Source organism: Streptomyces sp. NPDC085946, from assembly GCF_044540485.1.
In the GTDB taxonomy this organism is placed as follows: domain Bacteria; phylum Actinomycetota; class Actinomycetes; order Streptomycetales; family Streptomycetaceae; genus Streptomyces.
Genome location: NZ_JBITSF010000009.1, coordinates 117,822 through 138,026 on the forward strand (window position 1 = coordinate 117,822; position 20,205 = coordinate 138,026).

The 20,205-nt window shown below is 74.0% G+C and carries 19 protein-coding genes; 13 read left to right on the forward strand and 6 right to left on the reverse strand.

All coding sequences use genetic code 11. The annotated features are described in order from the left end of the window. Positions 1 to 6 precede the first annotated feature (6 nt). Together ACIF8T_RS19635 and ACIF8T_RS19640 are read left to right on the forward strand one after the other, a co-directional pair. Entirely contained in the window at positions 7 to 672 is a 666-nt protein-coding gene (locus tag ACIF8T_RS19635; RefSeq protein WP_400036644.1) for a DUF1707 domain-containing protein, read from the forward strand. 117 nt (positions 673 to 789) lie between these two features. After that, on the forward strand, positions 790 to 1,167 hold the full coding sequence (locus tag ACIF8T_RS19640) for a WhiB family transcriptional regulator (protein ID WP_400036646.1): 378 nt from the start codon (positions 790 to 792) through the stop codon (positions 1,165 to 1,167). Between the two features lie 209 nt (positions 1,168 to 1,376). Here ACIF8T_RS19640 and glpX read toward each other — a convergent pair whose 3' ends face one another. Next, complete coding sequence (gene glpX, locus ACIF8T_RS19645; protein ID WP_400036648.1) at positions 1,377 to 2,411, reverse strand: class II fructose-bisphosphatase; 1,035 nt, start codon at positions 2,409 to 2,411, stop codon at positions 1,377 to 1,379. A 128-nt stretch (positions 2,412 to 2,539) separates the two neighbouring features. Between glpX and ACIF8T_RS19650 the strand changes: the two genes are divergently transcribed. Next, positions 2,540 to 3,064: a DUF4245 domain-containing protein gene (locus tag ACIF8T_RS19650; RefSeq protein ID WP_400036650.1), complete on the forward strand. Its 525-nt coding sequence runs from the start codon at positions 2,540 to 2,542 to the stop codon at positions 3,062 to 3,064. Positions 3,065 to 3,175: 111 nt separating this feature from the next. Here ACIF8T_RS19650 and ACIF8T_RS19655 read toward each other — a convergent pair whose 3' ends face one another. The 3 genes from ACIF8T_RS19655 to xseA all read right to left on the reverse strand — a co-directional run bounded on the left by ACIF8T_RS19655 (position 3,176) and on the right by xseA (position 5,423). Beyond that, a complete protein-coding gene (locus ACIF8T_RS19655; protein WP_400036652.1) occupies positions 3,176 to 3,766 on the reverse strand; it encodes a malonic semialdehyde reductase in 591 nt (196 codons plus the stop codon). 172 nt (positions 3,767 to 3,938) lie between these two features. Beyond that, positions 3,939 to 4,205 (reverse strand): exodeoxyribonuclease VII small subunit, encoded by a 267-nt coding sequence (locus ACIF8T_RS19660; protein WP_400036654.1) that lies wholly within the window; start codon positions 4,203 to 4,205, stop codon positions 3,939 to 3,941. Between the two features lie 9 nt (positions 4,206 to 4,214). Further along, positions 4,215 to 5,423: an exodeoxyribonuclease VII large subunit gene (gene xseA / locus ACIF8T_RS19665; RefSeq protein ID WP_400036656.1), complete on the reverse strand. Its 1,209-nt coding sequence runs from the start codon at positions 5,421 to 5,423 to the stop codon at positions 4,215 to 4,217. Between the two features lie 70 nt (positions 5,424 to 5,493). Here xseA and ACIF8T_RS19670 point away from each other — a divergent pair, with 70 nt between their 5' ends. Beyond that, entirely contained in the window at positions 5,494 to 6,519 is a 1,026-nt protein-coding gene (locus ACIF8T_RS19670; RefSeq protein ID WP_400036658.1) for a 4-hydroxy-3-methylbut-2-enyl diphosphate reductase, read from the forward strand. Positions 6,520 to 6,566: 47 nt separating this feature from the next. After that, the gene (gene ppgK, locus ACIF8T_RS19675; RefSeq protein ID WP_400036660.1) at positions 6,567 to 7,331 is read left to right on the forward strand and encodes a polyphosphate--glucose phosphotransferase; all 765 of its coding nucleotides are present in this window, start codon (positions 6,567 to 6,569) and stop codon (positions 7,329 to 7,331) included. Positions 7,332 to 7,408: 77 nt separating this feature from the next. Here the strand turns inward: ppgK and ACIF8T_RS19680 are convergent, their stop codons facing one another. After that, the gene (locus ACIF8T_RS19680; protein WP_400036662.1) at positions 7,409 to 7,801 is read right to left on the reverse strand and encodes a DUF6542 domain-containing protein; all 393 of its coding nucleotides are present in this window, start codon (positions 7,799 to 7,801) and stop codon (positions 7,409 to 7,411) included. Positions 7,802 to 8,525: 724 nt separating this feature from the next. On the opposite strand from ACIF8T_RS19680, the gene ychF reads away from it, so the two are divergent. Continuing rightward, positions 8,526 to 9,614: a redox-regulated ATPase YchF gene (ychF, locus tag ACIF8T_RS19685; RefSeq protein ID WP_400036664.1), complete on the forward strand. Its 1,089-nt coding sequence runs from the start codon at positions 8,526 to 8,528 to the stop codon at positions 9,612 to 9,614. Positions 9,615 to 10,231: 617 nt separating this feature from the next. Beyond that, complete coding sequence (locus ACIF8T_RS19690) at positions 10,232 to 11,821, forward strand: S8 family peptidase (RefSeq protein WP_400036666.1); 1,590 nt, start codon at positions 10,232 to 10,234, stop codon at positions 11,819 to 11,821. Positions 11,822 to 11,856: 35 nt separating this feature from the next. Here the strand turns inward: ACIF8T_RS19690 and ACIF8T_RS19695 are convergent, their stop codons facing one another. Then, positions 11,857 to 13,050 (reverse strand): serpin family protein, encoded by a 1,194-nt coding sequence (locus tag ACIF8T_RS19695; RefSeq protein WP_400036668.1) that lies wholly within the window; start codon positions 13,048 to 13,050, stop codon positions 11,857 to 11,859. A gap of 87 nt (positions 13,051 to 13,137) precedes the next feature. Here ACIF8T_RS19695 and ACIF8T_RS19700 point away from each other — a divergent pair, with 87 nt between their 5' ends. The 6 genes from ACIF8T_RS19700 to ACIF8T_RS19725 all read left to right on the forward strand — a co-directional run bounded on the left by ACIF8T_RS19700 (position 13,138) and on the right by ACIF8T_RS19725 (position 19,933). Then, complete coding sequence (locus ACIF8T_RS19700; RefSeq protein ID WP_400036670.1) at positions 13,138 to 14,295, forward strand: DUF4190 domain-containing protein; 1,158 nt, start codon at positions 13,138 to 13,140, stop codon at positions 14,293 to 14,295. Between the two features lie 147 nt (positions 14,296 to 14,442). After that, entirely contained in the window at positions 14,443 to 15,195 is a 753-nt protein-coding gene (locus ACIF8T_RS19705; protein ID WP_400036671.1) for a GntR family transcriptional regulator, read from the forward strand. A gap of 373 nt (positions 15,196 to 15,568) precedes the next feature. Further along, positions 15,569 to 15,760, forward strand: coding sequence for an SPOR domain-containing protein (locus ACIF8T_RS19710; protein WP_400036673.1), 192 nt, complete (start codon positions 15,569 to 15,571; stop codon positions 15,758 to 15,760). A 99-nt stretch (positions 15,761 to 15,859) separates the two neighbouring features. Then, entirely contained in the window at positions 15,860 to 16,285 is a 426-nt protein-coding gene (locus tag ACIF8T_RS19715; protein ID WP_400036675.1) for a (deoxy)nucleoside triphosphate pyrophosphohydrolase, read from the forward strand. A gap of 259 nt (positions 16,286 to 16,544) precedes the next feature. After that, positions 16,545 to 16,970, forward strand: coding sequence for an ATP-binding protein (locus ACIF8T_RS19720; RefSeq protein WP_400036677.1), 426 nt, complete (start codon positions 16,545 to 16,547; stop codon positions 16,968 to 16,970). Between the two features lie 299 nt (positions 16,971 to 17,269). Beyond that, the gene (locus tag ACIF8T_RS19725) at positions 17,270 to 19,933 is read left to right on the forward strand and encodes a SpoIIE family protein phosphatase (protein ID WP_400036679.1); all 2,664 of its coding nucleotides are present in this window, start codon (positions 17,270 to 17,272) and stop codon (positions 19,931 to 19,933) included. Positions 19,934 to 20,205 lie beyond the last annotated feature (272 nt).

Sequence of the window (20,205 nt, forward strand, 5' to 3'; positions counted from 1 at the left end):
GCTGCCGTGGACCTTCACAAGCACACCGACCTGCGTGCCTCGGACGCCGACCGGGACCGTGTCGCCGACATCCTGCGCGAGGCCCTGGCCGAGGGCCGCCTCACCGCCGACGAGCACGCCGAGCGGGTCGAGGGGGTGCTGAGCGCCAGGACGACCGGCGAACTGGAGGTCTTCATACGGGACCTGCCCGCCGCCCACCGGGCCCGGACCGCCCCGTCGCCGGCCCCGTACCGGCCCACGGCCGGCGCGATCCCCGTCGACCCCGACGACAACGTGGTCGCGGTCTTCAGCGCGGCCGTCCGCAAGGGCCGCTGGCGCACCGGCCGCCGCATCCACGCCTACGCGGTCTTCGGCAGCGTCGAGATCGACCTCAGCGAGGCGCTCTTCGACCACCAGCAGGTGGTGATCAAGGCGTTCGCGGTCTTCGGCAGCGTCGAGGTCCGCGTCCCGGAGAACGTCTCGCTGCGCGGCATGGGCGGCGGCGTCCTCGGCAGCTTCGAGGTGGACCTGCTGGACGCCGCCGACCCCGAGGCCCCCGTGGTCTACGTGGACGGGTGGGCGGTGCTGGGCAGCGTCGAGGCGCGGCCCAGGCGCGGCAGGATCGTGGCGGACATCCTGGACCGCGTGCGGCGCGGGGCCGGCCGGAGCGCGCGCGGACCCCTGGACCGCTGACGCGGGGGAGGCGGCCGGGGCGGTCGACGGTCGGGGACTCAGTGCATAGGCACACGCACAGCGGGTAAGCCTTGCTGCATCGTCTCTCGCTCGCGAAGCCGTCGTCAGGAGTAGACCGTGCTGCAACCGCCGCATTCGTCCCTGCAGGTAGCTGCCGTTCCGGCCCAGCGGGTGCCATCGCGGGACAGGGACCAAGAGGCTCCCTGGCACACCGAGGCGGTGTGCCGACGCGACGAGGCCGGCCTGTTCTTCGCGCCGTCCAAGGAACCCACCGCCGCCCGGCTCTCCCGCGAGGAGGCGGCCAAGCGCGTCTGTGCCCGCTGTCCGGTGATGGTCGAGTGCCGCGAGCACGCGCTGCTCCAGCCCGAGCCGTACGGCGTCTGGGGCGGCCTGACCGCCGCCGAGCGCCGCGTGGTCCTGGCCCGGCGGCGGCGCCGCGACGTGGAGCTGAAGAAGGCGGCCCGGGCCGCCGGCCGCATAGCGGCGGCCGGCTGAGAGCGATCGGGAAAAGGGCGCCCCCTCCGCACAGGGGACGCCCTTTTCCCGTGCCGCGAGCGCGGCACCCACCGGGGCCGACGCCACCGGGGCCGACGCCCCGAGGGGCGCGGCGAGCCGCGCGAACGGTCCCGCACGACCCGCGCCCGCCGTCCGGCAGGCGGACGCGGCACCCGGTCCGGCCGGTCACCCCGGCCGGACCGGCGGAGTCACTTCGCCCGGTCGAAGTCGATCGCGCTGTACGCCCGCAGCTTGCTCAGCCGGTGCTCGGAGTCGATCCGCCGCACCGTGCCCGACTTCGACCGCATCACGATCGACGAGGTGGTGGCCGTCTCGGACCGGTACCGCACCCCGCGCAGCAGCTCACCGTCGGTGATGCCGGTCGCGGTGAAGAAGACGTTGTCGCCGGAGACCAGGTCGTCGGTGGTGAGCACCCGGTCGAGGTCGTGCCCGGCGTCGACGGCCCGCTGCCGCTCCGCGTCGTCCTTTGGCCACAGCTTGCCCTGGATGATGCCGCCCAGGCACTTCACGGCGCAGGCCGAGATGATGCCCTCGGGGGTGCCGCCGATGCCGAGCAGCAGGTCGATGCCGGTGCCCTCGCGCAGCGCCAGGATCGAGCCGGCCACGTCGCCGTCGGAGATCAGCTTGATGCGCGCGCCGGTCTCGCGGACCTCCTTGATGATGCCCTCGTGGCGCGACCGGTCCAGGATGACGACCGTGACGTCCTCGGGGGTGGAGCGCTTGGCCTTGGCGACCCGGCGGATGTTCACGGAGACCGGCGCGTCGATGTCGACGAAGTCCGCGGCCTCCGGGCCGGTGACCAGCTTGTCCATGTAGAAGACGGCGGACGGGTCGAACATCGCCCCGCGCTCGGTGGCCGCGAGGACGGCGATCGCGTTGGGCATGCCCTTGGCGGTCAGCGTGGTGCCGTCGATGGGGTCGACGGCGATGTCGACCTCGGGCCCGGTCCCGTCGCCGACGCGCTCCCCGTTGAAGAGCATCGGGGCCTCGTCCTTCTCGCCCTCCCCGATGACGACCACGCCGTTCATCGAGACGGTCGAGACGAGGGTCCGCATGGCGCGCACCGCGGCGCCGTCGGCGCCGTTCTTGTCGCCGCGCCCCACCCAGCGGCCCGCGGCCATGGCCGCCGCCTCGGTCACCCGCACCAGCTCCAGCGCGAGGTTGCGGTCGGGGGCCTCGGAGGGCACATCCAGTTCGGACGGCAAATGATGATGCTCGGTCATCGGAGCGCACCTTTCTGTACGACGACGGCCGGATGAGGGTTGTTGTTGCCCGACTCTATCGTTAGGCAGACAAAATGAGCAGGGGCCCCCACGGATGAGCGCACGGGGGACCTGCGACGATAGGGGGCGTGGCAGGTAAGAACGGCATCCAGAAGTCGGCGCGGGACATGATCCTCTCCCTGGCCGTCATCATGCTCGCGGCGGGAGTGATGTACCTCTTCATCCCGCACGACGACAGCGAACCCGAGCTCAAGCGGGTCGACTACCGCGTCGAACTGCTCACCGCCCGCCGCGCCGCCTCCTACCCGGTGGCCGCCCCCGAGGGCCTGCCGCAGAGCTGGAAGGCGACCTCCGTGCGCTTCCGGGGCGACGACTTCGACGCCTGGCACCTGGGCTTCCACAGCCCGAAGGGCCAGTACGTCGGCGTCGAGCAGTCCACCGCGAAGCCCGCCGTCTTCGTCGACGAGGCGACCCAGGGCGCGCGGGAGACCGACGCCACCCAGCGGATCGACGGCCGCACGTGGAAGCGCTACGAGGGCGAGCGGTACGACGCGCTGGTGCTCCAGGGCACCGAGGGCTCGACCACGGTGGTGACGGGCTCGGCGTCGTTCGCGGAGCTGACGGCGATGGCCGGGGCGCTGCGGATGGAGTGACGTCCGGTCCGGCCAGGACGTGCGCGAGGACGGCGAAAGGCCCCCGGCGGTGTGCCGGGGGCCTTCTCGCTGCGCGTACGCGGGACGGACGCGCCCGCTCGGGGACCGTGCTCAGACGGTGGTGACGACCTGCTCGTACGCCAGGCGCGGCGAGCGCGGGTGCCAGGCGTCCGGGCCGGGACGGCCGATGTTGACGACCATCAGCGGGGTGTGGTCGTCGTCCAGGAACTCCTTGCGGACGCCCTCGAAGTCGAGGCCGGTCATCGGGCCGGCGGCCAGGCCCGCGGCGCGGACGCCGATGATGAAGTACGCGGCCTGCAGGGCGGCGTTCAGCGCGGCGGCGTTCTCGCGTACCGGGCGCTCGGCGAAGAAGGCGTCCTTGGCCTGCGGGAAGTGCGGGAACAGCTCCGGCAGCTCCTCGTGGAACTCGTTGTCCGCGGAGAGGATCGCGACCAGCGGGGCGGCGGCCGTCTTGGCCCGGTTGCCCTCGGCCAGGTGCTTCACCAGGCGCTCGCGGGCCTCGGGGGAGCGGACCAGCGTGATGCGCAGCGGGGACTGGTTGAAGGCGGTCGGCCCGTACTTGACCAGGTCGTAGATGGCCTGCACCTGCTCGTCGGTCACCGGCTCGTCGGTGAAGGTGTTCGCGGTGCGGGCCTCGCGGAACAGCAGGTCCTGGGCGGCGGGGTCAAGAACGAGGGACATGGGTGAACTTTCTCGCGACGTCGGTTCCGGAAGACCGGCTGACGGCACCGACGCTACGCCATAGAAGTTCAATGTTCAACCAAATCGGGGGCGTCGTGATCCGCTTCACAGGCATTCGGTGATCATCCGGGCCCGGCGCCCCCGGCCGCCGGGCCTCCGGCGGACCGGACCGCTACCCGGCGTCCTCCGCCCCGTCCGCCTCCGCCGCGGCCTCCTCGGCCAGGACCGCGTCCAGCCGGGCCCGCGCCCCGTCCAGCCGGCGCCGGCAGATCCTGGCCAGCTCCTCGCCCCGCTCCCACAGCGCCAGGGACTCCTCGAGCGTCGTCCCGCCGGCCTCCAGCCGCCGCACGACCTCGATCAGCTCGTCCCGGGCCTGCTCGTAGCCGAGCGCCTCGCCCCGGTCCGCGGTCTGCGCGCTCTCCTGCACGTTGCTGGTCATCCATCCACCCTATGCGTCGACTCGTACGGTGAACTCGCCCCCGGAGACCCGCGCGCGCAGCGCCTCCCCGGCCGCCACCTCGTCCGGGGCGCGCACGGCCTGCCCGTCGGACCGCTGCAGGACGGCGTACCCGCGCTGCAGGGTCGCGGCGGGGGAGAGGGCCACCACGCGCGCGTGCGTGTGCGTCAGCTCGGAGTCGGCCCGGTCCAGCTGGTGCCGCAGGCTGCGCCGGCCCCGCTCCAGCAGGGCCGTCACCTCGCCGGCCCGCGCGTCGACCATCCGGTGCGGGTCCTCCACCGACGGCCGGGCGAGCGCGTGGGCGAGCCCGCGCTCCTCCCGCTCCACCAGCGCCCGGACGCACCGCCGCGCCCGGTCCCGCAGCAGCCGCACCCGCTCGTACTCCTCGCCCACGTCCGGGACGACCTTCTTCGCCGCGTCCGTCGGCGTGGAGGCGCGCAGGTCGGCCACGTGGTCCAGCAGCGGGTTGTCGGGTTCGTGCCCGATGGCGGACACCACGGGCGTACGGCAGGCCGCGACCGTGCGGACGAGCTGCTCGTCGGAGAACGGCAGCAGGTCCTCCACGCTGCCGCCGCCCCGCGCCACGATGATCACGTCCACGTCGTCGTGCGCGTCGAGCTCCTTCACGGCCTGCACGACCTGCGGCACGGCGTGCACGCCCTGCACGGGCACGTTGCGCACCTCGAAGCGGACGGCGGGCCAGCGGTGCCGGGCGTTCTCCAGCACGTCCCGCTCCGCGGCCGAGGCGCGCCCGCAGACCAGCCCGACGAGCCGGGGGAGGAACGGCAGCGGCTTCTTGCGCTCCGGCGCGAACAGCCCCTCCCGCGCGAGGGCCTTCTTCAGCTGCTCCAGCCGGGCGAGCAGCTCGCCGACGCCCACGGGCCGGATCTCGGCGGCCCGCAGGGAGAGCTGCCCGCGCGGCGCGTACCACTCGGGCTTCGCCAGGACGACGACCCGGGCGCCCTCCCCGACCACGTCGGCGACGGCGTCGAACACCTGCCGGTAGCAGGTGACGCTCACGGAGACGTCGTGCGACGGGTCCCGCAGGGTGAGGAACACGACCCCGGCGCCGGGCCGCCGCGACAACTGCGTGATCTGCCCCTCGACCCACACCGCCCCGAGCCGGTCGATCCACCCGCCGATGAGCCGGGACACCTCGCCGACGGGCAGGGGTGCTTCGGGAGTCGTGTTCACAGCCATGCCGCGAGGGTAGTCGGCACCGCCGACATCGCCCCAGCGGTGAGCGGGGGCGTCCGGACGCGGCCTTACGATGGGGTCCATGACCGCTTCGCCTGGCCGCCGTGTCCTGCTCGCCGCCCCCCGGGGCTACTGCGCCGGTGTGGACCGCGCCGTGATCGCCGTCGAGAAGGCCCTGGAGCAGTACGGGGCCCCCGTCTACGTCCGGCACGAGATCGTCCACAACAAGTACGTCGTGCAGACCCTGGAGAAGAAGGGCGCCGTCTTCGTCGAGCGCACGGAGGAGGTGCCGCCGGGCAACATCGTCATGTTCTCGGCGCACGGCGTGGCCCCCGTCGTCCACGAGGAGGCCCGGCGCGGCCGGCTCGCCACCATCGACGCCACCTGCCCCCTGGTCACCAAGGTGCACAAGGAGGCGGTCCGGTTCGCCAACGAGGACTACGACATCCTCCTGATCGGGCACGAGGGCCACGAGGAGGTCATCGGCACCTCCGGCGAGGCCCCCGACCACATCCAGCTCGTCGACGGCCCCGGCGACGTGGCCAAGGTCGAGGTCCGCGACCCCTCGAAGGTCGTCTGGCTGTCCCAGACCACCCTCTCCGTCGACGAGACCATGGAGACCGTCGACGCGCTGAAGGAGAAGTTCCCGCAGCTGATCTCCCCGCCCAGCGACGACATCTGCTACGCCACGCAGAACCGCCAGCTGGCCGTGAAGCAGATGGGTGCCGAGGCGGACCTGGTGATCGTGGTCGGCTCCCGCAACTCCTCCAACTCCAAGCGCCTGGTCGAGGTCGCCAAGCTGGCGGGCGCGCGGGCCGCCTACCTGGTGGACTTCGCCGACGAGATCGACGAGGCCTGGCTGGAGGGCGTCTCCACGGTCGGCGTCACCTCCGGCGCCTCCGTTCCCGAGGTGCTCGTCGAGCAGGTCCTGGAGTGGCTCGCGCAGCGCGGCTTCGAGGACGTGGAGATCGTCAAGGCGGCCGAGGAGTCCATCACCTTCTCCCTGCCCAAGGAGCTGCGCCGCGACCTGCGCGAGGAGGCGGCGGCGCTGGTGGCCGCGCGCGGCGGCGCCGGAACCGGTGAGGATTCCGGGAAGTGACCGTCCCGGGGGCCGTGACCGTCCGTCCCACGCCGTAACGTAGGGCCATGCAGATCTTCGGCGTGGACATCGGCGGATCCGGGATCAAGGGCGCACCCGTGGACCTGGACAGGGGCGACCTGGCGCAGGAGCGCCACAAGATCCTCACCCCGCACCCCGCGACCCCGGACGCGGTCGCCGACGGCGTCCGGGAGGTCGTCGGGCACTTCGGCTGGACGGGGCCGGTGGGCATCACGTTCCCGGGCGTCGTCACCGGCGGCGCCATGATCCGTACGGCGGCCAACGTCGACAAGGGCTGGATCGACACCGACGCGCGCGTGCTGCTCGGCGACCGGCTGGGCGGCCTGCCGGTGACGGTGGTCAACGACGCGGACGCGGCGGGCGTCGCCGAGATGGCGTTCGGCGCCGGCCGCGGCCGGCGCGGGACCGTCATCCTGCTGACCTTCGGCACGGGCATCGGCAGCGCGGTGTTCGCCGACGGCGTGCTGGTCCCCAACAGCGAGCTGGGCCACCTGGAGCTGGACGGGCACGACGCGGAGAAGCGCGCCTCCAGCAAGGCCAAGGAGGACCACGACCTGTCGTGGGAGCAGTGGGCGCAGCGCGTGCAGAAGTACCTCGCCCACGTGGAGATGCTCTTCTCGCCGGAGCTGTTCATCATCGGCGGCGGCGTCAGCCGCAAGGCCCACAAGTTCCTGCCGCACCTCCAGGGCATCAAGGCGGAGATCGTCCCGGCGCAGCTGCAGAACAACGCGGGGATCGTCGGGGCGGCGATGCGGGCGGCGACGGAGGGACCGGGAGCGGCCGCCCGCTGACCCGCCGGGTCCGGTAAGTTCCGCTGACCCGCCGGCTCCGGTACGGGACCCGACGCGTCCCGCGGCCCGTCCCGCCGTCAGCGGACGGGCCGGCCGGACGGCGTCCGCCGGACGCCCGGACGGATCCTGCGGACCAGCACGATCACGGCCGCGACGAGGGTGCCCCCGTACAGCCAGCCGGCCTGGGTGGCCAGCGCCGTGACGAAGCCCATCAGCCCCCCGGCGGACTCGCTCCCGCCGCCGGCCACCGGGATCAGCCCCACGGCGAAGGCGATCGGCAGGACGACGGGCGCGGTCAGCAGGTCTCCCTTGCGCACCCACAGCGCGGTCAGCACGCACACCGGCAGGAACAGCACGCCGTACGCCGTCGGGGACGCCCCGAACAGCACCGCGTCGAGGCCCCCGAGCAGGAGCATCACGGCCCCGCAGAACAGGCCCCCGCCCAGCCCGGTCAGCCGCGGGTTCGGCATCCGCCGCACCCCCGGCGCGGACGGCCCCGCCGGGGGACCCGGGCGCCGCCGGACAGGAGGGCGGCGTACGCCTCCGCGGGGCGGGGCGGGACGGGCGGCTCGTCCGCCACCGGGAGAGGGCGCCCCGCGGGCGGCGGAGGAGCCGGTCACCCGTCCGCGGGCCGGGGCGGCGGTCCGGTCGCCGGAGGCGCCCGCCGCCTGCCGTCCACCGGCGGAGGCCGTTTCCCGCCGGCCGGCCGAGGGCGTTTCCCGCCCCCCGGGGGAGCCGTTCATGCGCTTGCCGGCGGGGCCCGCCCGGCGCCCCTCGCCGGCCGCGGGACCCCGCTCCGCCGCGGGGGCCTCCCGCCCCGTGCCCGGTGGCTTCCGCCGAGCGCCACGGACCTCCCGCCCGGGAGCAGCGGCCTCCCGGCCCGCGGCAGGGTTCTCCCGCCCGCCGCCGGCGCCCGTGGCCGTCCGCCCCGGCTGCGGGGGCAGGGGCGGCCTCGGCCCGTCCCGTCGCGAGCCGTTCTGCCCAGGTCGCGTCCTGTGTTGCTCCACCGGACCAACTTAGGTCGGTTTATGTGCCGAATAGCCCGGCCGACACGCCGTAGGCCAGAGCTTGGCCAGGCGTTCGATACGTCGCCGGGCCGGGGCCGGGCACGCCGTAGACTGGTGGATCGGCCGCGCGGCCCAGTCGGCCAGGTCTCCTCCCCAGTCCTCATCCTCACGTACGGGAAGTCGCAACGTGTCGCTCACGATCGGAATCGTCGGTCTGCCGAATGTCGGCAAGTCGACCCTGTTCAACGCCCTGACCAAGAACGACGTGCTGGCGGCCAACTACCCGTTCGCCACCATCGAGCCCAACGTCGGCGTCGTCGGCGTGCCCGACCCCCGGCTCGCCAAGCTGGCCGAGATCTTCAAGTCGGAGCGGGTCCTGCCGGCGACCGTCGACTTCGTCGACATCGCGGGCATCGTGCGAGGCGCCTCCGAGGGCGAGGGCCTGGGCAACAAGTTCCTGGCGAACATCCGCGAGTCCGACGCGATCTGCCAGGTCATCCGCGCCTTCAAGGACGAGAACGTCGTCCACGTCGACGGCAAGGTCTCGCCCAAGGACGACATCGAGACGATCAACACCGAGCTGATCCTCGCGGACCTGCAGACCATCGAGAAGGTCCTGCCCCGGCTCCAGAAGGAGTCGCGGATCAAGAAGGACGTGGCGCCGAAGGTCAAGGCCGTCGAGGAGGCCAAGGAGATCCTGGAGAAGGGCGACACGCTCTTCGCCCACGGCATCGTCCAGGGCGGCGAGCGCGCCGAGCTCCTGCACGACCTGCACCTGCTGACCACCAAGCCGTTCCTGTACGTCTTCAACGTCGACGAGGACGAGCTGGTCGACGAGGACTTCAAGAACGAGCAGCGCGCCCTGGTCGCCCCCGCCGAGGCGATCTTCCTCAACGCCAAGCTGGAGGCGGACCTCGCCGAGCTCGACGAGGCGGACGCCATGGAGCTGCTGGAGTCGGTCGGCGCGACCGAGCCCGGCCTCGCCACCCTGGCCCGGGTCGGCTTCGACACCCTCGGCCTGCAGACCTACCTGACGGCCGGCCCCAAGGAGTCCCGCGCCTGGACCATCAAGAAGGGCGCCACCGCCCCCGAGGCCGCCGGCGTGATCCACACCGACTTCCAGAAGGGCTTCATCAAGGCCGAGGTCATCTCCTTCGACGACCTGGTCGAGACGGGGTCGGTGGCGGAGGCCCGCGCCAAGGGCAAGGCGCGCATGGAGGGCAAGGACTACGTGATGCAGGACGGGGACGTGGTGGAGTTCCGCTTCAACGTGTGACCGGTCGGCAGCCGTGCGCCGGAGCGATGCGTTCGACGTGCGGGTCCGGGGCCGGGCCCTCTCGTGGGCCCGGCCCCTTCGCCCGAAGACCGGATGCCGTGCGTGAGGGCCTCGCCCGGTACCCGCGGCCGTAGGACCGTTGTCGGGCCCGCGGTCCGGCCCTCGAGCGCCTCACCACGGCCGGCGCCGTCGATGCCGTTCCTTCGAGGGTCCGCGGGACACCGGTGAGGGCCGGCTCCTCGGATCTCCAGCCGGCCCTCCGGCCTTCACCGTGACGGGCGGGTGCCGGACGGCCCGCCGGCCCTGGTCCCCGTCCTCGCCGTCGAGTGAGCCTCGACCCCCGGACCGACGCTCCCGAACCCTGGCCCCAGCCCCCCGCCACCTGCGACGGCCTCCTGTCGCCCCATCAGCCTCCCTCCTGACACACCGTCACGGCCGTTGACCCTCCGCATCTCCCGGTCCGTGCAGGGCCCTTGTGCAATTCCTGTGGAGGCCTCAATCTTTCGGCTGACGCACAGGAACGGTCCCGTGATTGACATGACCATGTCTTTCCGGTGGTTCCTGGCGGGCGCGCACCACCCCACACAGCGCACCACCGATCGAGGAGGACCCCTCAGATGGCCGTGATGCGTACTCCCCACAGCACCACCCGGAGCACCCGGCGAAGACTGGCCGCCCTCGGCGCGGCGGTCACCGCGGCCTGCACCGCGGGACTCGTCGCCGCCCTGCCCGCGACGGCCGCCCCGGCCGCTCCCGAAGGCCGCATCCAGTACGAGGACGCCGCGAACGCGGTCGCCGACAGCTACATCGTCACCCTCAAGGAGACACCGGCCGGTTCCGCCGCGGGCCGCGCCCTGGCGCAGAAGTACGGCGCCGACATCGAGCGGACGTACACCAAGGCCCTGAACGGCTGGGCCGTCGAGGCCTCCGAGGCCGAGGCGAAACGCCTCGCCGCCGACCCGGCCGTCGCCTCGGTCGTCCAGGACCGCACCTTCCGCATCTCCGCGACCCAGCCCAGCCCGCCCTCCTGGGGCCTGGACCGCATCGACCAGCGCAGCCTGCCGCTGAACAGCTCGTACACCTACCCGGACTCGGCCGGCCAGGGCGTGACGGCGTACGTCATCGACACCGGCGTCCGCATCACGCACACCGACTTCGGCGGCCGGGCCTCCTACGGCTACGACGCCGTCGACAACGACAACACCGCCCAGGACGGCCACGGCCACGGCACGCACGTCGCCGGCACCGTCGCCGGCGGCTCCTACGGCGTGGCCAAGAAGGCCAAGGTCGTCGGCGTCCGCGTGCTGAACAACTCCGGCTCCGGCACCACCGCCCAGGTCGTCGCCGGCATCGACTGGGTGGCCCGCAACGCCGTCAAGCCGGCCGTCGCCAACATGTCCCTCGGCGGCGGCGCCGACACCGCCATCGACACGGCCGTGCGCAACGCCGTCGCCACCGGCGTCACCTTCGCCGTCGCGGCCGGCAACGAGTCCACCAACGCCTCGACCAAGTCCCCGGCCCGGGTCGCCGAGGCCATCACGGTCGGCGCCACCACGTCGGGCGACGCCCGCGCCAGCTACTCCAACTACGGCTCGGTGCTGGACCTGTTCGCGCCGGGCTCGTCCATCACCTCGGCGTGGAGCACCGGCGACACGGCGACCAACACCATCTCCGGCACCTCCATGGCCTCCCCGCACGTCGCGGGAGCCGCCGCGCTGTACCTGGCCGACAACCCCACGGCCACCCCCGCCCAGGTCTCCACCGCGCTGACCACCGCCGCCACCAGCGGCGTCGTCACCAACCCGGGCACCGGCTCGCCCAACCGGCTGCTGTACGTCGGCGGCGGCACGACCACCCCGCCCGGCCCGCGCTTCGAGAACACCGCCGACTACGCGGTCAACGACAACGCCACCGCCGAGTCCCCGGTGACCGTCTCCGGCGTCTCCGGCAACGCGCCCTCGGCCCTCGCCGTCGAGGTGCACATCGTCCACACCTACATCGGTGACCTCCAGGTCCAGCTGATCGCCCCCGACGGCACGGCGTACACGCTGAAGGCCTACGGCACCGGCGGCAGCGCGGACAACATCGACACCACGTACACCGTGAACGCCTCCTCGGAGACCGCCGACGGTACGTGGAAGCTGCGGGTCAGCGACAACGCCAGCCTGGACACGGGCCGCATCGACGCCTGGGCCCTGCAGTTCTGACGCTCCCTCGGTGAGGGGACGTCCGTGACCGGACGTCAGTCGTCCTCGTCCTCGCGGAAGGGCTCCGGGTCGGTGACCCAGCCCGCCGCGAGGACGAGGCGCGTGTGGCGGTGCAGGGCCAGGAAGCCGAAGGGGCGGTCGAAGACGGCCTCCACGACGGTGGTCAGGTAGCGCAGCGGCGGCGGGGCCGCGCCGCCGACCGCGCAGACCGCCGTCACCGCCGCCGCCTCGAAGCCGCGGGCGCCGAACCTCGCCACGGCCGACTGCCGGGCCGAGCCGACGCGCAGCGGGAAGGCGCTGACGCCGGGGAAGTGGCCGGCGGGATCCTCCCGCACCGCCGTGGTGAGCCCGAACAGCTCGTGCCGGTCCAGCAGGTCGTGCTCCGCCGTGACGCCGAACGCCACGGCCGTCACCTCCAGGGTGGGCGGCGCGGGCCTCGTGTCCCGCTCCCTGACCACCCGCAGACCGGGACCCGCGTCCCCGTGGGGCAGGCGCGGACCGGACACCACCGGGTGCCGGCGGGCCAGCAGGTCCACCCCGGCCGCCAGCACCCGGCCGGGCGCCATGCCCTCCTCGCCGAGCAGCAGGTGGACGTCGAGGGCGTTGTCGCCGAGCACCTTCAGCTCGGTGACGTGCCCGTGCGGGGTGTCGGCGACGCCGACCCGGTCCAGCAGCACGCTCGTGCGCCGCAGCGTCAGCAGCGTGCGCGCGTGCCACGGCCCGCCGTACGGCTCCCACGGCACCTCCTCGAAGGGGCGCAGCCAGCGCGTCCGCAGCGCCAGCGCGCTCGCCAGCACCAGCTCCGCGTCCGGCCCCACCCGCACGGGCATCCGCTCGACCAGCCCGCCCGTGCGCCGCGCCGCCCAGGCGTCCAGCGCCGCGCGGTCGGCCTCGGCGTCCCCGGTGAGCACCCCGTGGGTCCCGGCCGGCAGACCGGCCCGCCACGCCTCCCGCGGTTCCAGGGTGCGTCGCGTCCACAGGCCCAGGGCCGCGTCCAGGCCGCGCAGCGCGCCCGTCGCGGCGAGCACCTCCCGCGCGGCGGCGGCCGCCGCGTCCGCGGGCAGCCCGACCGCCTCGGCGAGTTCCCGCCGCGCCGCGCCCCCCGCCCCGTCCGCCAGGAACGCCAGCAGCGGCCACACCCCCGCCGCCGAGAAGACCGTGCCCCGCCCGACGTCCGCCGCCCACCGCGCCGTCAGGCCGTTGACCGCCCGGATCGTCGCGTTCCTCATCCCGTCACGCTCCCCGCCCACCCCGTGCCTACGATGCGCCCAGCCCTACGTCAGCCGCACCACGCCCGTGTCAGGAGCACGCTACCCGTGTCGATACCCCCCGCTCCCGGACCCCACCAGCCCCCGCCGCCGCACGGGCCGTACCCGTACCCGTACCCCTGGGGTCAGGCGCAGGGCCCGTACCCGCCGCCCCCCGGCCCGTACGGCGCCCCGCCGGCCCTCAACGGCCTGGCCATCGCCGCGCTCGTGCTCGGCGTCCTGTGCTTCCTGCCCGCCGTGGGGCTCGTGCTGGGGCTCGTCGCGCTGCGGCAGATCAAGCGCAGGGGGGAGCGCGGCAGGGGCATGGCGGTGGCCGGGTCGGTGCTGTCGTCGGTGGGGCTGGTCCTGTGGGCGGTGACGCTCTCCACGGGTGCCGCGAGCGACTTCTGGGAGGGCTTCAAGGGCGCCGCGGCCGGCGAGGGCACCGCCTACGCGCTCGCCCGGGGCGACTGCTTCGACTCGCCGACCGGCGCCCTGGAGGGCGAGACCTACGACGTCGAGGAGGTGCCCTGCGCCGGCCGGCACGACGGGGAGGTCTTCGCCGTCGTCGAGCTGCCGAGCGGCGACTACCCCGGGGACGACCGGCTGACGGACCGGGCCGACGGGGAGTGCTCCACGCTCGCCGACCGGTACGCCATGGACGCGTGGGCCGTCCCGGAGGACGTGGACGTCTACTACCTGGTGCCGTCCCGGGAGAGCTGGCGCTTCGGCGACCGCGAGATCACCTGCCTGTTCGGCACGGAGGGCGGGGACGGCCTGACCGGCTCGCTGCGCAGCGACGCCACCACGCTCGACGCGGACCAGCTCGCCCTGCTGACGGCGACCCGGGCCGTCGACGACGTGCTGTACGAGGAGCCCGAGGCCGCCCCCGAGGACGGCCTGGCGGGGCACCGCGCCTGGGCCGGCGAGGTCGAGGGCGTGCTCGCCGCGCAGATCGAGGCGCTGCGCGGCCACGACTGGCCGGCCGGCGCCGAGCGGCCCGTCGCCGGCCTGGTGAAGGACATGGAGGAGGCCCGCGCGGCCTGGGGGAAGGCGGCCGGGGCCGGGGACGCCGACACGTACTACGCGCACTACGACGAGGGGTACGCGTACGTCGACGGCCCGACGACCGTCACCGCGCGCAAGGCCCTGGGCCTGGCCACCACGCCGCCCTCCTACGAGGACGACGGCGGCGACGCGGGAGGCGAGGCCGGCATCGAGGTGTGACGACCGCTATAGCGGGGAGAAAGTGCCTGCGTAAAGCCCCCGGCCACCCCATGTCATCACATCGAGTGATTCTCTGGCCTTTGCTTGCCTGGCACAACCTACGGTTGCCACGCTGTTGCTGTCTGTACAACCTGATGGGAGCGGCCAGTGACATTCGGTGAGCAGCCGGCGTACCTGCGCGTCGCGGGTGATCTCCGCCAGAAGATCGTCGACGGCCTGCTTCCCCCGCACACCCGGCTGCCGTCCCAGGCCAGGATCCGCGAGGAGTACGGCGTCTCGGACACCGTCGCCCTGGAGGCCCGCAAGGTGCTCATGGCCGAAGGGCTGGTCGAGGGCCGCTCCGGCTCGGGGACGTACGTCCGGGAGCGGCCCGTGCCGCGGCGGATCGCCCGCTCCGGCTACCGCCCGGGCGGCGGGGCGACGCCGTTCCGCCAGGAGCAGGCCGACGCCGGGGCGCGCGGCACCTGGGAGTCCAGCAGCGAGCGGACCGAGGCGAGCGCCGCGGTCGCCGAGCGGCTGGGGATCGAGCCCGGCGACCGCGTGATGCGCACCAAGTACCTGTTCCGGGAGGCCGGTGAGCCGATGATGCTCTCCACCTCCTGGGAGCCGCTCGCCGTCACCGGCCGGACGCCGGTGATGCTGCCGGAGGAGGGACCGCTCGGCGGCATGGGCGTCGTCGAGCGCATGCGCGCCATCGACGTCATCGTCGACAACGTCACCGAGGAGGTCGGCGCGCGTCCGGGCCTCGCGGAGGAGCTGCTCGTCCTCGGCGGCGTCCCCGGACACGTCGTCCTGGTCGTCCAGCGCACCTTCTACGCCTCCGGCCGGGCGGTCGAGACGGCCGACGTGGTGATCCCGGCCGACCGCTACCGGGTCTCCTACCACCTCCCGGTCAAGTGACCGGCCGCTGACTCCCGCCCGGGCACGCTGTCGCACGCCTCCCGCACGCCCCTTGTGCGCCGTCCCTCCCAGGAGTGCGCCGCGGACCCGGTCCGCCGGTGTCCGGTCCCGGGCCGTCGCAATCTGGCCGTTCTCGCAGGTCGCCCCAGCGGTGTGCGCGGGTGCGCGGTATGCCGCTGACCGGACGCGTCGAGGCCGGCGCACGGCGCGTTCGACGTCGTGCGCCCCCTGCGTACTGGCCGGTTGCGTACCTCTTGGTGAAAAGCCGTATTCGCTCCGTGAAGGTTGGGCGTAGGCTCAGGCATATGCGCAGTGCGGTTTCCTTAGTGGGTGGGGCGCGGTACAGGCCGCGAGCGGGACGTGGAGGGGCGCGATGAACGACGGCACGGTCACTCTCCCCTGGCTCGTGATCCGGCAGGACGACAACGGCAACCGCTACCGCGTGGGCCGGTACGCGACCCGGGCGGAGGCCCAGAAGATCGCGGACAGCCTCGACGGCCGCGGACACAAGCAGCTCTACTGGGTCGAGAGGATCGCCCAGGGCGGCCCGGCGGCGGACGACTGACGCCGCGACGGCGGGCCCGGCCCGTGCCGGCCGCCGCGGGCGGCGTGACCGGCGGGCCGCCGGTCCGTCCCGGGTGCGGGGCCCCGTAGGCTCCCGCGCATGACGGAACGGATCGTGGTCGTCGGCGCCGCCCTGACCGACGGCGAGCGGCTGCTCGCCGCGCGCCGCAGTGCGCCCGCCGACCTGGCGGGCCGCTGGGAACTGCCCGGCGGCAAGGTCGAACCGGGCGAGACGGCCGACGCGGCCCTGGTGCGCGAACTGCGCGAGGAACTCGGCGTCGAGGCCGAACCCGGCGAGCGCGTCCCGGGGGAGTGGCCGCTCAGACCCCCGTACACCCTGCACGTGTGGACCGCGCGGCTGCGCCCCGGCTCCGCCGCCCCCGCGCCGCTCCAGGACCACGACGCACTGCGCTGGCTCACCCCCGACGAGATCTGGGCCGTCGACTGGCTCGACCAGGACGTGCCGGCCGTCCGCGCGGCCCTCGCCCACCTCGGCCTCGCCGCGGGGCCCGTGCGGGGCGGATGACGGGTCGCGCCCCGGAGCGCGCCGGGCGCGGCGGGCCCGCGCGGGAGGCGCCCCGGAGGTGTGCGGGGTACGGCGGGCCTGCGCGGGAGGCGCCCCCGGGGTGTGCGGGGTGCGGCGGGCCTGCGCGGGAGGCCGTCGGCCGGGCACCCGGGGTGCCGCGGGTGCCCCAGTGCGTCCTGCCGGACGCCCAGTGTGTCCTGCCGGACGGTACTCGGCCCTGAATAACGGGTATGTACCCATCAACCCCACGAAACCGGACATGGGTGGGCTTGCCGGGGAAGTGATCGGCGTGATCGACACCGGAGGCGACTGCGCCGAGTGGACCTTTCCCGCGGACCCGGGCGCCGTGCGCACCGCCCGCTCCGCCGTCCGCGACCGGCTGCGCACCTGGGGCCTCGACGGGGTCGCCGACCTCACGGCCCTGCTGGTGAGCGAACTCGTCACCAACGCCCTGCGGCACGCCACCGGCCCGATCGGTGTCCGCCTGGTACGGCCCGCCGCCCTGGACGGCGTCCTGCTGGTGGAGGTCTCCGACCCGCTGCCCGACCCGCCCCGCGCCCGCGCGGCCCGGGCCGAGGACGAGAGCGGCAGAGGTCTGCAACTGGTGGCGTCGACCGCCCGCCGCTGGGGCACCCGGCCCGGAGACGTGGGGAAGACGGTCTGGTTCGAGCTGGCGGTCGCCTGATGCGCTGGGGCCGTCCTGCCCCGCCGCACCGGGCCGCCGCGCGGGGCTCCGCCGCTGTACGTCCGCACCCGCCCTGTCGAGCGGGCGGATCCGGCCGGTAGCGGTTGCCGGCGTAAGGGATTCGGCGACGTGTTCCCTGGTTAGAAGACTGGAAGTGTTCTCACGGTCGGGTCCGAAAACCGCCGGAACCGTGCTGTGATCGTGAACACCGTGTCGTGCGGCGCCGTAGTGCTGGATACTGCGGGCAGCCGCCATCGGTGACCGGTGCCGGACGCGGTGAGCTGGAGGGGACGGTTCGCGTGAGCGAGATACCAGCGAAGGCCACGGAGTCCGAGGACCCGTCGGACGGCGCGAGGACCAGGGGCGCGCAGGGCCCGTCCGGCGACAGGCCGGTCGGGGACGCCATGTGGCAGAGCAGTCCGCCCGGCTCCATCTACGACTACATCAAGGTCGCGTCCTTCTCCATCGGCCCCGACGGTCTCGTGGACCAGTGGAGCCTGCGCGCCGAGCAGATCTTCGGCATCCCGGCCGACCGCGCGGTGGGCATGGACCCCATCGCGGCCTTCATCGATCCCGACCAGCGCGAGCAGGGCCAGCGCAAGATGGCCGAGATCCTCGACGGGCGGGAGTGGACCGGCGTCGTCCCCTTCCGGCTGCCGGACGGGCCCGGCAACGGGCGGGGCAGGCACGGCCTCGCCGAGGTCTACGTGATGCCGACGCGCACCGAGGACGGCGAGAAGGCCGCCGTCTGCATCGTCGTCGACGTCCGCACGCTGCGCAGCATCGAGACCGACCTCGCCGCCTCGCAGGCCATATTCGGCCAATCTCCGTTCGGTTTCCTGCTGATCGACGCCGACCTGCGGGTCCGCCGGGCCAACCAGCGCTTCGCGTCCACGTTCGGCGGCACACCCGACGACCACCGGGGCCGGGGCGTCCACGACTACCTGCCGCGCGGCGAGGCCGAGCGGGTCGCTGCGACCCTGCGCCGGGTGCTGGAGACCGGCGACTCCATCACCGACATGCACATCACCGGCTTCCTGCCGGGATCCGACGAGCGCCGCCACTGGTCCGTCAACCTCTACCGCGTGCACAGCGGTTCCGGCCGCCCCATCGGCATCGCGTGGCTGGGAACCGACATCACCGCCCGCCGCGCCGCCGCCCGCGAGGCCGCCGCCGCGCGGCGCAATCTCGCCCTCCTCAACGAGGCCGGCGCCCGCATCGGCAACTCCCTCGACCTGGAGACGACCGCCCGCGAACTCCTCGACGTCGTGGTGCCCGGCTTCTGCGACCTGGCCACGGTCGACCTGTACCAGGGGCTGCTGATGGGCGACGAGACCCCGCCCGGACTCGCCGACGGCAGCGGCGAACTGCGCCGCGTCGCCTTCGCCAGCGCCGTCTCCGAGGCGCCGTTCAGCGGCATCGGCGATCCCGTCGCGGTCGGCGCCGTGCACCACTACCCCTTCAACTCGCCCTGCGCGGACGCCCTGCGCACCGCCCGGCCGCGGACCGTCCCCGGCGAGGAGGGCGGCCTCGTGCAGTCCACGCTCGCCGTGCCGATGGTCGCCCACGACACGGTCGTCGGGCTGGCGCAGTTCGCGCGCACCAAGGGCAGCGAGCCGTTCGGCGAACGGGACCGCGACCTCGCCGTCGAACTGGCCGCGCGGGCCGCCGTCTGCATCGACAACGCCCGCCTCTACCGGCGCGAGCACGAACGCGCGTTGATACTGCAGCGGTCCCTGCTCCCGCCCGGCGACCCGGAGGCCTCCGGCCTGGACATCGCCTGCCGCTACCTGCCCGGCAACGCGGCCACCGGCCGGCCCAGCGAGGTCGGCGGCGACTGGTTCGACGTCATCGAACTGCCCGGCCACCGCACCGCGCTGGTCGTCGGCGACGTGATGGGCCGCGGCCTGCGCGCCGCCGTCGCCATGGGCGAACTCCGCACCGCCGTGCGCACCCTCGCCCAGCTCGACCTCGAACCGGCCGAGGTGCTCTCCCAGTTGGACGAAATCGCGCGCGGCCTCGGCGCCCCCGGCGGCGTCCAGCAGGCCACCCGCGCCGCCCGCCGCCCCCGCGAGGCGGACCTCTCCGAGGTGTACCTGGCGACCTGCGTGTACGCCGTCTACGACTCCGTCACCCGGCGATGTACGTTCGCCAACGCGGGCCACCTGCCGCCCGTCCTGGTCGAGCCGGGCGAGTCCGCGCTGATGCTCGACGTGCCGCCGGGCATGCCGCTCGGCGTCGGCGGCGAGCCCTTCGAGGAGGTCGAGGTCGAGCTCCCCGAGGGCGCGCTGCTCGCGCTCTACACGGATGGACTGGTCGAGTCCCGCGACCACCCGCTGGACGAGGGGCTCCAGGCCTTCGTCACCGCCCTGTCCGACCCGGGCCGCCCGTCACCCGGCCGCCGGCCCGGCGGGGCGGAGGCGGCGCCCGACTCCTCGCAGTACCTGGAGGACGTCTGCGACCACGTCCTCGCCACCCTCGACACGCACCACGGCGAGGACGACATCGCGTTGCTGATGGCACGTGTCCAGGGGCTGCCCGCCGAGTCCGTCGGCGACTGGACGCTGCCGCGCGAACCGCGCAGCGTGGGCCGGGCCCGCGAGTACGCCCGCGCCCAGCTGCTCTCCTGGGACCTGGAGCCGCTGGTCGACACCACCGAGCTGCTGGTGAGCGAACTGGTCACCAACGCGCTGCGGTACGGCGAGGGCGAGATCCGGCTCCGGCTCCTGCTCGACCGCACCCTGGTCTGCGAGGTCTGGGACTCCGGGCTGGTCCAGCCGCGCCGCCGCCGGGCCCGCGACACCGACGAGGGCGGGCGCGGACTCCAGCTCGTCGGCCTGCTCAGCGCCGCGTGGGGCTCGCGCCGCACGCCGCGCGGCAAGACGGTCTGGTTCGAACTGCCCCTGCCGGGCGGCGACACCGGTCTGACCGACCCGGCTGAGGCGCTGCTGAGCCTGTTCTGAGGCTCGCCCTGGGTCCGGCGGGTTGTCCGGGCGGCGGTCGCTGGGTTGTTCCTGCCGGGCGGCGACACCGGTCTGACCGGTCCGGCTGAGGTGCTGTTGAGCCTGTTCTGAGGCCCGCCTTGGGTCCGCCGGGTTCTCCGGGCGGCGGCCGTCGGCTTGTTCCTGCCGGGCGGCGGCCCTGGGGTGACCGGTCCGGCTGAGGTGCTGCCGGGCTTGTGACGGGGCCCGCCGGGTTCCCCGAGGCCGTGTCACTCCGTCCTCGCCGGGCGGCG